The organism is Rhizobium leguminosarum (assembly GCF_001679785.1).
Taxonomy (GTDB): Bacteria; Pseudomonadota; Alphaproteobacteria; order Rhizobiales; family Rhizobiaceae; genus Rhizobium; species Rhizobium leguminosarum_R.
On record NZ_CP016287.1, the window covers coordinates 1,008,969 to 1,021,927 of the forward strand.

Below are 12,959 nucleotides of genomic sequence, written 5' to 3' on the forward strand. Positions count from 1 at the left end.
CTTACTTCTTGCGCGGGAAGCGTTTGGCGAAGTCGTCGACGATCTCGTTCATCGTCACGAACTTGACGCCGGGATGCTTGATCATGTGGGCGTAGAGACGCTCCAGCATCATCAGTACCTGCGGCCGGCCGGCGACATCAGGGTGGATCGTGATCGGGAAGACGGCGTAATCCATTTCGCGATAGACCCAGTCGAACTGGTCGCGCCACATCTGCTCGATGTCGTGCGGGTTGACGAAGCCGTGGCTGTTGGGGGCCTTCTTGATGAACATCATCGGCGGCAGGTCGTCGAGATACCAGGACGCCGGGATCTCGATGAGGTCGGTCTCGCGACCACGCTTCAGCGGTACCATCCAGTCCGACGGCTTCTTCGAATAGTCGATCTTGGTCCAACTGTCGCCGACGCGGACATAGTACGGCGTGAAGTCGTTGTGCATGAGCGAATGGTCGTATTTGATGCCACGCTCGAGCAGCAGCTCATTGGTGACGTTGGAGAATTCCCACCAGGGCGCCACATAGCCCGTCGGCCGCTTGCCCGAGAGCTTGGTGACGAGATCGATGCACTTGTCGAGCACCTCGGTCTCCTGCTCGCGCGTCATGGCGATCGGATTTTCATGAGTGTAGCCATGGATGCCGATCTCGTGGCCGGCATCGGCGACGGCCTGCATCTGCTCCGGGAACGTCTCGATCGAGTGGCCGGGGATGAACCAGGTGGTCTTGATGCCGAAGCGCTCGAATAGCTTCAACAGCCGTGGGCTGCCGACTTCGCCGGAAAACAGGCCGCGCGAGATATCGTCCGGCGAATCTTCGCCGCCATACGAGCCGAGCCAGCCGGCAACGGCGTCCACGTCGATGCCGAAGCTGCAGAAGATTTCTTTTGCCATTGCGGGGTCTCCTTGTGATGTTCTCGTTGGTCCGGCTTTGATCGGCCGGCTTTTCAGTGGGCGGGAATGACGGTGGCGTTTTCGGGCTTGAAGGCGAGCGCGACCGGCGCATCGACTGGAAACGCACGGGGCGGATACTTGTCGACATGGGCTTCGAGCGCCAGCATACGTCCGTCCGGCAGGGCGACCGAAAGATGCGAGATATGCCCGACGACGTCGAAGCGGTGGATCCTGGCGTCGATGACATTGCCGCTGGAGGCCTCCGCGATCGCGTCGCGGCCGCCCCCGTCGAGCGCATGCACCTCGACTGCTTCGGCAGGGATCACGACGCTCACCGCATCTCCGTCTGCGACCGCGCCATTGGCATCGCCGGCGAGAAGGCCAAGTGGCGTGTCGACCATGACATGTCCCTTTTCGTGGCCCTTGACTGCACCCTTGAAGATTGTGTTGCGGCCGATGAACTGCGCGACGAAAGGCGTATTCGGCCGCGTGTAGAGCTGATGCGGCGGGCTGATCTGTTCGATCCGACCCTGGTTCATCACGACGATCCGATCGGAAAGCGCCAGCGCCTCGGACTGGGCGTGGGTCACGAAAACGAACGTCACGCCGAGCTCGCGTTGCAGCAGTTTCAACTCGCTCTGGATCGTCTTGCGCAGGTTGGCGTCCAGGGCGCCGAGTGGTTCGTCGAGCAGCAGAATATCAGGCTCGACCACGAGGCCACGCGCAAGCGCGATGCGCTGTCGCTGGCCGCCGGAAAGCTTGTCGCAGCGCTTGTCGGCAACATCCTCGAGACCGAGCTTTTCGAGAATTCGGTCGATCTTTGCGTTGCGCTGGGCCTTCTCCATGCGCTTAACGTCGAGGCCGTAGCCGATATTGTTGCGCACCGTCATGTGCGGGAAGAGTGCATAATTCTGGAAGATCATCGAGGTCGGCCGCTGCGCCGGGCCGATATCGTTGATCCGTTCGCCCCTGACCATCAGATTGCCGGAGGAGATGCTCTCGAAGCCGGCGATCATCCGCAGCGTCGTCGTCTTGCCGCAGCCGGACGGACCGAGAAACGCGATGAACTCGCCCTTGTCGACGGTGAGGTTGAAATCGATCACGGCCGGCGTTCCGTTATCGTAGACCTTGCCGATCTGGTAGAGTTCGAGGTCATGTATCATGTCGGTCATTCCGGGTTGCAGGTGGAAGGACAGGCGACCGGAGCCGCCTGCCAGTTGGCGCCCTCACCGCATCTCAAATGGGATGCCCGGCGCTGGGAGTAACGCGTCAGGCGCTGAGGAATTCGTCCCACTTCTGGATGAGGTGGTCGTATTCATCCGGCCACTGGTGCCAGTAGGCGACGTTTGCCGCGCGGGTTTCGAGCGAACCGCCGTCGCGCAGATCGCCCTCCTTGATGCCGCGCTCAGCGGCACCGACCCATGGCTTGCCTTCGTACCAGAAGGCATATTTCTCCGGCGCCATCTTCTCCTTGATGTTGGTGGTCGGCGAATAATAGCCCTGCTCGGACACCGTGATGCCTGGTTCCCCCGACAGCCAGTAATCCGCATAGGCGACGACGGCTTCCTTGTTGGGCGTGCCCTTCAGCATGGTGTTGCCGATCGACCAGGCGCGGTAACCTTCCTTCGGGATGGCGTATTTGCAGGGCTTTCCCTGCGCCTTGACGGCCATGACCGCCGGCTGCCAGGCGTCGCAGACGACGATTTCGCCGGATGCCAGGAAGTTGACGAGTTCGCCGAAATCGCCCCAGAGCGCACGGAACTGGCCTTCCTTCTTCTTCGAGATCAGGAACTTCGCGGCTTCGTCGATTTCTGCGGCAGTCGGATTACCGGGGTTCTTGACGTTGGAGAGGCCGAGCGTGTTCATCGCCATGGCCGCCTGGCCGAAAGCCGTCAACGGGTCGGTATTGAGGCCGGACTTGCCCTTGTACTTGCTGTCGAAGATCGCCGTCCAGCTGTTGGCTTCCTCGTCGGAGAGCACCTCCGGATTGTAGCCGACCGAATCGAAGTTGAAGACCGAAGGCACCATCCAGAGCGCCGTCTGTGTCTCGTCCGTCCAGATCTGACCGACGATCTGCGCCTTGGGGTCGAACTTCGGATCGGGCTTGGTAAATATCTCGCGGATATTCGACCAGCTCTTCAGGCCCGCGGTTTCGATCGGGTCGGCATTGTCGGTCATGACGACAGAGGGAAGTCGCTCGCCGATCGTTTCCCAGACGTCATAATCCTTCGAACCGGAGAGGATCCGGGTCTGCGCATCCGGGAAGGTCGCCGCCGTGCCGGATGTCGTGCCGACGCCGCTTGCCGCCTTGAAGTCGGCCAGGATGCGTTCCTGCACGGTGACCGAAAGGCCGATCGTGCGCAGCTGCTCGCCGGCGAGGCTGGCGGCCTGCGCATAGGCCGCCCGCGAAGAAAGGAAATGCGTGCCGCCGCCGATGGCAAGCGCCATCGCGCCTGCGGATCGCTTCAGCAGTGAACGTCGATTCATGTCCATCGAAATTGTCATTGTCGTTCTCCGGTTTTTGTTCCCCGGGATGGCCTTCATGACCACCCATCGTTCTCGTCCGGCCTCGGCGTCAGGACGGGATCTCCTGACGCGCCCGCCGTCAGTATCGGCCCACGAGGAGCCCCCCATCCACGACCAGCGTCTGGCCGGTCATGTATCTTGCGCTGTTCGACGCCAGGAAGACGATCACGTCGGCAATGTCCTCCGGTTCGCCGAGCCGCCCCATTGGGATGAAGGCGCTTGCCGCTTCCGCACCCTTCGGTCCCAGCGAATTTTCTGCCGACAGAAGCTGTGCGGTGCGGATGTAGCCAGGCGCCATGCCGTTGACGCGGATGCCGTCGCGGGCAAGTTCGACCGCCAGGCCGCGCACGAGGCCGACGACGCCGGCCTTGGCTGCGGAATAATGCACGTGCTCGTCCCAGCCGTAGGCGACACCCATGATCGAGGAAAGCGCCACCACCGCGCCTGATTTGCGCGCCTTCATGCCGGGTACGGCGGCACGGACCACGCGGAAGATACCCTTGAGATCGATATCGAAGGTCAGCTCCCACTTGTCGTCGTCGAGCACGTCGAGCGGCGCCTTATGGGCGATACCGGCATTGGCGATGATCACGTCGAGGCGGCCGTAACGTTTCTCCACGTCGGCGACGAGGGCATCGACGGCCGACGTCGAGCGGACGTCAAGCGCGATGAATTCGGCCGAGCCGCCCGCATCCTCGATCTCCGCCACGGCGGCGCGCCCCTCGACCTTCAGGACATCCGTGACGATCACATGGTCGCCGAGCGCGGCGAACGCCTTGGCGGTCGCCTTGCCGATACCGATGCCGGCGCCGGTGATCAGTACGATGCGGGGTGTCGAAGAGATTTTGGTCATTCTGTTTTCCTGACTAGAGCATGACGTCGCCGGAGTTCGGGCCAAGCGTCTGGCCGACGAACAGGCTGGCGGCGGGCGATGCGAGAAACGAAACGGTGGCGGCAACCTCTTCCGGCTCGCCGAAACGGCCGAGCGGCAGTTCGGCGGCCTTGCGGACGCGCCATTCCTGCGAGAGTTCGCGCACCAGTGGCGTGTTGATCGGCCCCGGAGCGACGGCATTGACGCGCACGCCGCGGTTCGAGACCTCGCGGGCGAGCGATTTCGTCATGCCGATGATCGCCGCCTTGGCGCCAGCATAATGGACGAGTTCGATGCCGCCGATCTGGCCGAGCTGCGAGGCGACGTTGACGATGACCCCATCGCCGGCGGCGAGCATCGATGGCAAAGCCAGCTTGGTCATCAGAAAGGTACCGCGCACATGGATCGCGAACATCCGATCGAAATCGGCAACCTCAAGGTTTTCAAACAGCGCCTGATGGACGATGCCGGCACAGTTGACGAGCAGCTGCGGGTGGCCGAAGGCCGAAACTGCGACCTCGTAGACGTTCGCCGTATCCGTCTCGGAAGAAACGTCGCCGGCAATCGCAACGGCCTTGCCGCCAGCCGCTGCAATCTCCTCGGCAACCGTCTGCGCCCGGTCGAGGTGGAGATCGTTGACGAGGATGGCATAGCCGTCCTGCGACAGCCGGATGGCGATTGCCCGACCGATGCCGGAACCGGCGCCCGTGACGATGGCTGAAGGCATCGGCATTACGCCTCCTCCTGAATCGCGACGCGCTTGGCGCGCCTGATGGAAAGCATCATCAGGATGGCGTAGACGCCGAGCAGCGCGAAGGAGAAGATCGTCGTCAGCACCCCGAAGGCGAAGACGTTCGGATGCACTTCCACTGAGAAGGTCCCGTAAATGGCAAGCGGCAGCGTCAGGTCGCGGCCGGATGCAAACAGGGTGCGCGAGAATTCGTCGTAGGACAGCGTGAAGGCAAAGAGCATGGCCGAGAGCACGCCCGGAAAGATCAGCGGGAACGTCACCCTGCGGAAGGTGCGCGCCGGCGACACGCCGAGTGACCACGACGCCTCCTCGACACTCTGGTCGAAGCGGTTGAGGATCGCCAGCATGACGAGAAAGGCGAAGGGGTAAGTGTAGACAACGTGCAGCACGAAGGCCGTTCCCCACCAGTGCCGGTCGATGCCGAGCGCATTGGCGACGAGCGCCATGCCGAGACCGACCAGAACGCCGGGAACCATCATGCCGAGAACGATCAGGTAGAAGACGACGCCCGAGCCAGGGAACCGGCGACGGAAGGCCTGCGCCGAGGTGACGCCGAGCACGGTGGAAACGATCATCGTCATCACCGAGAGCATCAGCGAGCGGACCAGGGCTTCGTTGATCGGCAGCGGCGCGATGCGCGACGGCGGAGTCAGGCCGAAGAGATGCTTGTACCAGTAGGTCGACCATTCGATGATCGGAAACTGCGGTCCGCCTTCCGGCCCTGTCTGGAAAGACAGAATGGCGAGCACCACCATCGGTGCGTAAAGGAAGATCAGGAAGAGCGCGGTGTAGACGCCGAGTGAAAGCTTGATGCCGCCTGCCTGCATGTCAGAGCTCCTTCCTGAGATCGACGACGCGCAGGAGTGCTGCGACGACAATGCCCATGAGCAAGGTAAGCACGACGCCGACGACAGCGGCGAAGGCCCATTTCAGCGATCCGACCTGCGTGACGATGATATTGCCGAGAAGGTTCACCTTGCGACCGGAGAGCGCGGCGGCAGTTGCGAATTCACCAAGCACCATGACGGAGACGAAGATCGCGCCGACCACCACGCCCGGCATGGTGAGCGGCAGGATGATGGTGCGAAAGATGCGCCAGAAGCCCGCACCGAGATCCTGCGCTGCTTCGATGATGCTCTGGTCGATGCGGCCCATCATGAAGGCGATCGGCCCGACCATGAAGACGCAATAGATCTGTGTCATGCCGATGATGACCGAGAGTTCGGAGAACAGCAGCACCTCGATCGGCTGATGGATGATGCCGAGACCTTGCAGGATGAGATTGATCGTCCCCTCCTTGCCCAGCATCGGCCGCCAGGCGAGCACGCGGATCAGGAAAGAGGTCCAGAACGGGATGACGCAGAGGACGAGAAGTGCCGTCTGGATCGTCTTGTTCTTGACGAAGAGGCCGACATAGAGGGCCGCCGGATAGCCGACGACCAGCGTGGAGACAAGCACGATCAACCAGATCCTAATCGTCGTCCAAAGAGCGCTGAGATAGGTGTCAGTGGTGAAGAAGGTCACCCAGCTCTTGATGGTCAGATCAGGTGTGATCTTAAATGTCGTCTGGGTCCAGAAGGACACGTAGATCATCATCAGGATCGGCGTTACCAGGAAAAGCAGCATCCAGATGACGCCCGGCGCCAACAGCCAGAGCGTCTTGCCGGATGCCTTCTTGACCGGTTCCACGGCGGTTTCGGTCTCGGCTGTTGTGGCACTTATCAACATCAATCAATCTCCCGTCCCGCGCTGCGCGGTAAGAGTATCAGGCGTAAACCAGGGCATCCCGGCGCTTCCAGACGAGTGCGTAACGCGACTGCGGCGTACAGGCGGGCGGCAGGCTTTGGCTCAAATGAGATTCCACTTCGACGACGCGGCCGTCATCGAGCGAGAAGAAGGAGTTTATCGCGGCGCCCGAATATTCGTCGGCGACGAAGGTCGCCTCGAGCTTCACCTCGTCGTCGGCGATAGGCGCTTCGGCCGGGCGGATCGCAACCCGGTCGTAGCGGATCGCGTAGCCGGTGCGGTCGTCGCGGAACTGCATTTGGTCGCCGAGCGGGAAAGCACCATAGGCGCCGAGGAAGCTCTCCCCGGCGAGCCGGCCTTCGAAAAGATTGTAGCAGTTGAGGAAGCCCGCGACCGACAGCGAGTTTGGCCGGTTGTAGATCGTGTCGGCGTCTGCCGCCTGCGCGATCCGGCCACTGTCGAGTACCAGCACCATGTCGCCCATGGCAAGCGCCTCGCTCTCGCTGCCGGTGACGTGCAGGAAGGTGACGCCGCAGCGCTCACGGATCAGCCTGAGCTCGCTGCGCATGCGGGCGCGAAGATTGGCGTCGAGCGCGCCAAGCGGCTCGTCGAGCAGCACCAGCGACGGTTCCGTCACCAGCGTGCGCGCCAACGCCACGCGCTGCCGCTGACCGCCCGAGATCTGCCCGACGCCGCGATCCTCCAGGCCCGATAGGCCGACGAGCGCAATCATGTCCTTGACCCTGGCCTGCACGATATCAGGATCGGTCACGGAGTTCTCGACACGGTTTTCCAGCCCGAAAGCGATGTTCCTGGAGACCGACAGATGCGGAAAAAGTGCAAAATTCTGGAAGACGAAACCGATGTCGCGCCGGTGCGGCGGTACCGTCTCGATACGCTGGCTCTTGAAGATCACCGTGCCGAGGTCCGGCTGCTCGAAACCGGCGATGACGCGCAGCAGCGTCGTCTTTCCCGATCCGCTCGGCCCCAGAAGCGAAACGTAGCTGTCGTTCGGCAGCGACAGGTCGATGCCGTCGAGCGCGTTCAGCGTACCATAAGCCTTGGTGACACCTGCGAGCTTGAGAACCGAAGACAAGAGCCTCTCCATTTTGCACCAGCCACGGATCGCTCCTATGCCGCCGCGCGCCTTGCGAAACGGCAGCCGAAACCGTTCGTGGGCGGCAAGGCACACGGCGAAGATCGATCGGCAGTCTGACGTTTTTTGCCGTTCACCCTTGGAATGCTTCTAGCGGCATCCCTATGCAGAATTGATGACATAAATGATTTTTGTATTCAATAGGCTTTTTCATGAAGCGGCCGACATTTGTGCAGGGCACACAAGTCACAATGCCGCGGTCGTGGTGCAGAGATTTTGAAAAAACGCAATGCGGGCATTCCTGACGGCTATGTGCCGCTTTTCGCCCTGTTTCTGGCAGGAAGCGGGCATTTCTGCATCATCTGCGCGCTCGACGCAAAGCTATCCGGACCCGTCTGACCATCTGTTGGGCAAAATGGCCTAGACAAGCTGGAAATCCCGCTGCACGCGATGCTACGCAAGATGCAATTGTGGTATGCAAAAGACATTTATTTTGACATGGTCCAGAACTGCAAAATACACTAAAGAGAATTCCGATTTTGTTGCCATCCGCGATTGGATGGAGGATGCCCCGCCCAATGATACGCAATCTCCCAGCACAGACGGCCCAGCGTCGGTACGAGATTGCCGAGCATATCCTGCGCGACAATATCGTCGGTGGACAGTTGCCGCTGGGTCTGGTCCTGCTCGAGGGGCCGATCGCCGATATTCTCCAAACCTCGCGCGCGCCGGTGCAGCGCGCCCTCCTCCGTCTGGAGGCCGATGGCCTCGTCCACCGTTTCCAGGGACGTGGCTTCCTGGTCGGCCCTCAGGACGCGGGTCTCACGCCGAACCGTACGGACATCAAGTCCTTTGGCCTCGTCATCGCCCAGCATGCCGACGAGGCGTTGCAGAGCCGTTCGTCCTGGGCGCGCATCTACAACACGGTCGAACGCGACGTGGCCGGCTGTGTCGTCTTTGGCCAGTACCGCATCATCGAGATCGAACTCGCCAATCATTTCAAGGTCAGCCGCACGGTGGTGCGCGACGTCCTCAGCCGGTTGCAGGAACGCGGCCTCGTCCGCAAGAATCAGAGTTCCCACTGGATCGCCGGCCCGTTGACAGCCCAGACGATCAAGGATCACTTCACGCTTCGACGCATGCTGGAGCCCGCGGCGCTCAAGGCCGGCGCTGCCGCCGTCGACCGCGAACGCCTGACCGAGCTCTTCACCCGCCTGGCCGGCCTCGAAGCTTCGCAGCCAGTCGACCACCTCGAAAAGCTCGAGGAACTTCAGGAGCAGATGATCGATATCTGCGTGCTGACGACGGCAAACGAAAAGACGCGGGAACTGATCCGCAACAATCTGTTGCCCGTCAACGCTGCCGAGCGGCTGCTGCGTCATCTCGGCCTGCCTGATGATCCGACCGCAATCACCGAGATGCGGCTGATCGTCGAGCTTTTGATGCGCGGCGCCGTCGACGCGGCCGCCGCGATGCTGGAGACCCATCTCGACGCCTCGATGAAGCGCATGATCGCCCAGATGAAGATCGTTGCCATCATCCCTGGCCCCAGCGTGACTGCCGATTACCTGACGCACGTCGAGTGATCGACCAGCCATCATCATCACCTCACGACAGGCTTTGGCGCAGGCGGTCGAGCAGTGCTGCTCGATCGGCCCTCGCCTTCAGCGCTTCGTCCATCGTCACCTCGACAAAGCGCGCCGGCGTATGCGGCTGCAACTGGCCGATGAGGTCCATGTCCGCCGAGATCACCGTGCCGACCATGAAATAGCCGCCGCCGGAGACGGCGTCGCGGTGGAGGATGATCGGCTCCGTCCCGCCCGGTACCTGGATCGAGCCGTAGGGATAGCAGCTGTCGACGATGTTCGACGGATCCGAACCGGCGCCGAAGGGCTGCTTGCGGTCCAGGAATTCGAGCCTGCGCCCGCCGCGGAAGCGGTAACCCATGCGGTCGGCCTCAGGCGCCACCTTCCACTCGTCGGCGAAGAAGCTCGTCTTGGCGGCATCCGTCAGCCGGTCCCAGTAGAGCCCCGGCAGCACGCGCAGCTCTGCCGGGGTTCGGGGCTTGCGCCGCAGCTCTTCGGCGACGGTTTTTCCTTCTTTGGCAAAGTCGGCCTTTCCGACCGGCAGTTCGTCACCGGCCGCCAGTGCCCTGCCCTTGAAGCCGCCGAGCGCACCGATCGGATAGGTTGAGCGACTGCCGAGTGCTTCCGGCACATCGATACCGCCCGAGACCGCGATCAGAATGCGCGCGCCGGATTTCAGGAAGTCGAAGCTCAGCACCTGGCCGGCCTTGATTTTGAAAGCCGTCCAGCCGGGCTGCGCCACACCATCGACCTTGGCCGGCATGTCGGCGCCGGCGACAGACACCAGAGCATCCTCGGTGAATTCGAGCTTCGGTCCCATGAAGACCGCCTCCAGACCCGCCGCCCCTTCGTCGTTGCCGACGAGCAGATTGGCGGCGCGCATGGCGTAGCGGTCCATGGCGCCGCCGATCGGGATGCCGAGGTGGAAATAGCCCGGACGGCCGAGATCCTGGACGCTGGTCGACAGTCCGGGGTGCAGCACCTTAATGGCCATGGAGAATACCCTCCAGCGCGGCGTTGTAACCGTCGATATCCTCGCTGAATTCGCGAAGGTCGAACCGGACCTCGCGGATCGGCGGGCTGAAGAGCCTCTTGTCGACCTCTTCGACTGCGGTGTCGTAACCGTCGCGATCGACCGGTTTGAACTTGACGATATCGCCAGGACGGAAGAACACCATGAAATCGCGCAGGTAACTTGTTTGCTGCGTCGGGTCGAAGATCGGCATCGGCGTGACGCCGAACATCTGGTAGCCGCCGGCGCCGCGCACCGAATAGATGCAGCCGAAGCAGCCGCCATGGCCGACCGTCAGTTTGGGCGTATCGGTGCGAGGTCTCAAATATTTCGGCACTTCGATCTGCCGCTGTCGCTCGACCATCTGGTACATGAAAGGCAGCCCGGCCACGAAACCGACCATCGACACGAACCAGGGGGAACCGGCATGCGCGGCGACGAAATCCTCGACGCCGCCGTAGCCGTTGATCCGCGCGGCATAATCGAGGTCGGTTCCACCAGGTTCCTGATGCCGCTCGCGAAAGCGCATCAGCGTCTCGTGCGTCCATGGATCATTGTAGAAGACCGGGATCTCGATGATGCGGGTCTTCAAAACCGGCTCGGATCTTTCCGCAACGCCCTCGATCGCCTGGACCTCCCGCAGAATGTCGTCAGGCTTGATGAGATCGGGATTGAACTTCACCTGGAAGGAGGCATTGGCCGGGCAGATCTCGGTGATGCCCTTGATCCGGCTTTCGCGGACCGCTGTCGCCATGGACAGGCTCTTGAAGAAGGCCTCGAGCGACATCTCGCTGCTGCATTCGACGAAGAGGTGTTCGTCACCTCCGAACGTATATCGCGCAGGCATCAGGCAACCTCCTGGGTCCGGCCGGCCAGAGCGGGAAAATCGTGCTCCAGCCATTGTTCGAGAAAGCGGGTATGGAAAGTGCCATTGGCGACGTTTGCGACGCGGGCGAGTGCCAGATGCAGCGGCACTGTCGTCGGCACGCCTTCGATGGTGAGTGCCGCGAGCGCTGCGGCGAGCTTTTCAAGGCAGGCTTCGCGTGTCTCTGCGTGCACGATCAGCTTGCCGAGCAGGGAATCGTAGAAAGGCGGGATCGTGTAGCCCTCGTAGAGCATCGTATCGAACCGGATGCCCTCGCCTTTCGGGACGGACAGCGACGTGATCGTACCCGGCGACGGCTGGAAGGCCTTGAACGGATCCTCGGCATTGATGCGGCACTCGATCGCATGGCCGCTGGCCGCAATGTCTCGCTGGGCGACTGAAAGGACTGCGCCGCCCGCGACCTTGAACATCTCCTGGACCAGGTCGAAGCCGGTGATCATCTCGGTAACAGGATGTTCGACCTGGATGCGGGTGTTGACTTCGATGAAGTAAAAGTCGCCCGTTTCGTCGTCGTAGAGATACTCGACCGTGCCGGCGCCGCAATAGCCGACCTCGCGCGCGAGCGCCACGGCACTCATGCAAAGCCGTTCGCGTATGTCGGCAGGCAGCAGAAAGGCGGGCGCCTCTTCCCATACCTTCTGGCGCCGCCGCTGCAGCGAGCATTCGCGTTCGAAGAAATGCACGAAATTCTGTCCGTCGCCGAAGATCTGCACCTCGACGTGCCGGGCGCGGGCGATGACCTTTTCCAGATAAAGTCCGCCGTTGCCGAACGCGGCCAGCGCCTCGGCCGAAGCCAGCGGAAACTGCTGCTCGAGCTCGGCGATGCTGTCGACGATCCGGATGCCGCGTCCGCCGCCGCCGGCCGCGGCCTTGATCATCACGGGAAAACCGATCTCGCCTGCGAGCAACCGCGCGTCGTCGAGCCCGGCGACACGCCCGTCGCTGCCGGGCACCGTCGGCACGCCCGCGCGTTTTGCCACCTGCCGCGCCGCCACCTTGTCGCCGAGCGTGCGGATCGCATCGCCGGAAGGACCGATGAAAATCATGCCGGCGTCGCGCACCGCATCAGCAAACTCGCCGTTTTCGGACAGAAAGCCGTAGCCCGGATGCACGGCATTGACACCGGCCGCCTTGGCGGCGGCGATCACCGCCTCGATGTCGAGATAGGATTTCTTCGGCGCCGGCGGGCCGATGTTCACCGCCTCATCGGCGAGCCGCACCGCCAACATGTCTGCGTCTGCTGCGCTGTACACCTGTACGGTGCGGATGCCGAGCGCCTTCGCCGCCTTGATGACGCGAACGGCGATCTCCCCGCGATTGGCGACGAGCACCGAGCCGATCGTCATGCTTCGACCTCCGCAATGACCTGCCCGGCCATGACAGGCTCCTCATTGTCGACGAGGAAGGTGATCGTCTTGCCGGTAACACCGGCCGGAACTTCCTGGAATGTCTTCATCACCTCGATCACGCCGATCGTCTCGGCCTCGGTGACGTCATCACCGTCTGCCTTGAAGGGCGGAGCATCCGGCGCCGAAGCCCGGTAGAAGGTGCCCGGCAGGGGCGAACGGATTTCAATCTTGCTCATTGGTCGGTCTCCGCAAA

General features: G+C 62.3%; 14 protein-coding genes. 2 read left to right on the top strand and 12 right to left on the bottom strand.

Translation table 11 applies throughout. From position 1 onward, the window contains the following. Position 1: 1 nt before the first annotated feature. The 8 genes from BA011_RS29205 to BA011_RS29240 form a co-directional block, all read right to left on the bottom strand. Positions 2-883 carry a polysaccharide deacetylase family protein gene (locus BA011_RS29205; protein WP_065283394.1) on the bottom strand — a complete coding sequence of 294 codons (882 nt, stop codon included), beginning with the start codon at positions 881-883 and terminating at the stop codon, positions 2-4. A 53-nt stretch (positions 884-936) separates the two neighbouring features. Further along, complete coding sequence (locus tag BA011_RS29210; protein WP_065283567.1) at positions 937-2,046, bottom strand: ABC transporter ATP-binding protein; 1,110 nt, start codon at positions 2,044-2,046, stop codon at positions 937-939. A 106-nt stretch (positions 2,047-2,152) separates the two neighbouring features. Then, positions 2,153-3,388 (bottom strand): ABC transporter substrate-binding protein, encoded by a 1,236-nt coding sequence (locus tag BA011_RS29215; protein WP_065283395.1) that lies wholly within the window; start codon positions 3,386-3,388, stop codon positions 2,153-2,155. Positions 3,389-3,488: 100 nt separating this feature from the next. Then, positions 3,489-4,262 (bottom strand): SDR family NAD(P)-dependent oxidoreductase, encoded by a 774-nt coding sequence (locus BA011_RS29220; protein ID WP_065283396.1) that lies wholly within the window; start codon positions 4,260-4,262, stop codon positions 3,489-3,491. A 13-nt stretch (positions 4,263-4,275) separates the two neighbouring features. After that, positions 4,276-5,013: an SDR family NAD(P)-dependent oxidoreductase gene (locus BA011_RS29225; RefSeq protein ID WP_065283397.1), complete on the bottom strand. Its 738-nt coding sequence runs from the start codon at positions 5,011-5,013 to the stop codon at positions 4,276-4,278. Then, positions 5,013-5,858 (bottom strand): ABC transporter permease, encoded by an 846-nt coding sequence (locus tag BA011_RS29230; RefSeq protein WP_065283398.1) that lies wholly within the window; start codon positions 5,856-5,858, stop codon positions 5,013-5,015. The genes BA011_RS29225 and BA011_RS29230 overlap by 1 nt, the downstream gene beginning before the upstream one ends. 1 nt (position 5,859) lies before the next feature. After that, the gene (locus BA011_RS29235) at positions 5,860-6,759 is read right to left on the bottom strand and encodes an ABC transporter permease (protein ID WP_065283399.1); all 900 of its coding nucleotides are present in this window, start codon (positions 6,757-6,759) and stop codon (positions 5,860-5,862) included. Between the two features lie 37 nt (positions 6,760-6,796). After that, the gene (locus tag BA011_RS29240; protein ID WP_186806577.1) at positions 6,797-7,885 is read right to left on the bottom strand and encodes an ABC transporter ATP-binding protein; all 1,089 of its coding nucleotides are present in this window, start codon (positions 7,883-7,885) and stop codon (positions 6,797-6,799) included. A gap of 264 nt (positions 7,886-8,149) precedes the next feature. Between BA011_RS29240 and BA011_RS46145 the strand changes: the two genes are divergently transcribed. Both BA011_RS46145 and BA011_RS29245 read left to right on the top strand, forming a co-directional pair. Beyond that, positions 8,150-8,272 (top strand): hypothetical protein, encoded by a 123-nt coding sequence (locus BA011_RS46145; RefSeq protein ID WP_257785320.1) that lies wholly within the window; start codon positions 8,150-8,152, stop codon positions 8,270-8,272. Between the two features lie 167 nt (positions 8,273-8,439). Beyond that, positions 8,440-9,459 carry a GntR family transcriptional regulator gene (locus BA011_RS29245; RefSeq protein ID WP_003550283.1) on the top strand — a complete coding sequence of 340 codons (1,020 nt, stop codon included), beginning with the start codon at positions 8,440-8,442 and terminating at the stop codon, positions 9,457-9,459. Between the two features lie 22 nt (positions 9,460-9,481). Here the strand turns inward: BA011_RS29245 and BA011_RS29250 are convergent, their stop codons facing one another. The 4 genes from BA011_RS29250 to BA011_RS29265 are packed head-to-tail and all read right to left on the bottom strand — an operon-like array spanning position 9,482 to position 12,942. After that, on the bottom strand, positions 9,482-10,453 hold the full coding sequence (locus BA011_RS29250) for a biotin-dependent carboxyltransferase family protein (RefSeq protein ID WP_065283401.1): 972 nt from the start codon (positions 10,451-10,453) through the stop codon (positions 9,482-9,484). Beyond that, positions 10,443-11,318, bottom strand: coding sequence for a 5-oxoprolinase subunit B family protein (locus tag BA011_RS29255; protein ID WP_065283402.1), 876 nt, complete (start codon positions 11,316-11,318; stop codon positions 10,443-10,445). Before BA011_RS29255 ends, BA011_RS29250 begins: the two co-directional genes overlap by 11 nt. Continuing rightward, the gene (locus tag BA011_RS29260) at positions 11,318-12,703 is read right to left on the bottom strand and encodes an acetyl-CoA carboxylase biotin carboxylase subunit (protein WP_065283403.1); all 1,386 of its coding nucleotides are present in this window, start codon (positions 12,701-12,703) and stop codon (positions 11,318-11,320) included. Before BA011_RS29260 ends, BA011_RS29255 begins: the two co-directional genes overlap by 1 nt. Continuing rightward, positions 12,700-12,942, bottom strand: coding sequence for an acetyl-CoA carboxylase (locus tag BA011_RS29265; protein ID WP_065283404.1), 243 nt, complete (start codon positions 12,940-12,942; stop codon positions 12,700-12,702). Before BA011_RS29265 ends, BA011_RS29260 begins: the two co-directional genes overlap by 4 nt. Positions 12,943-12,959: the final 17 nt, after the last annotated feature.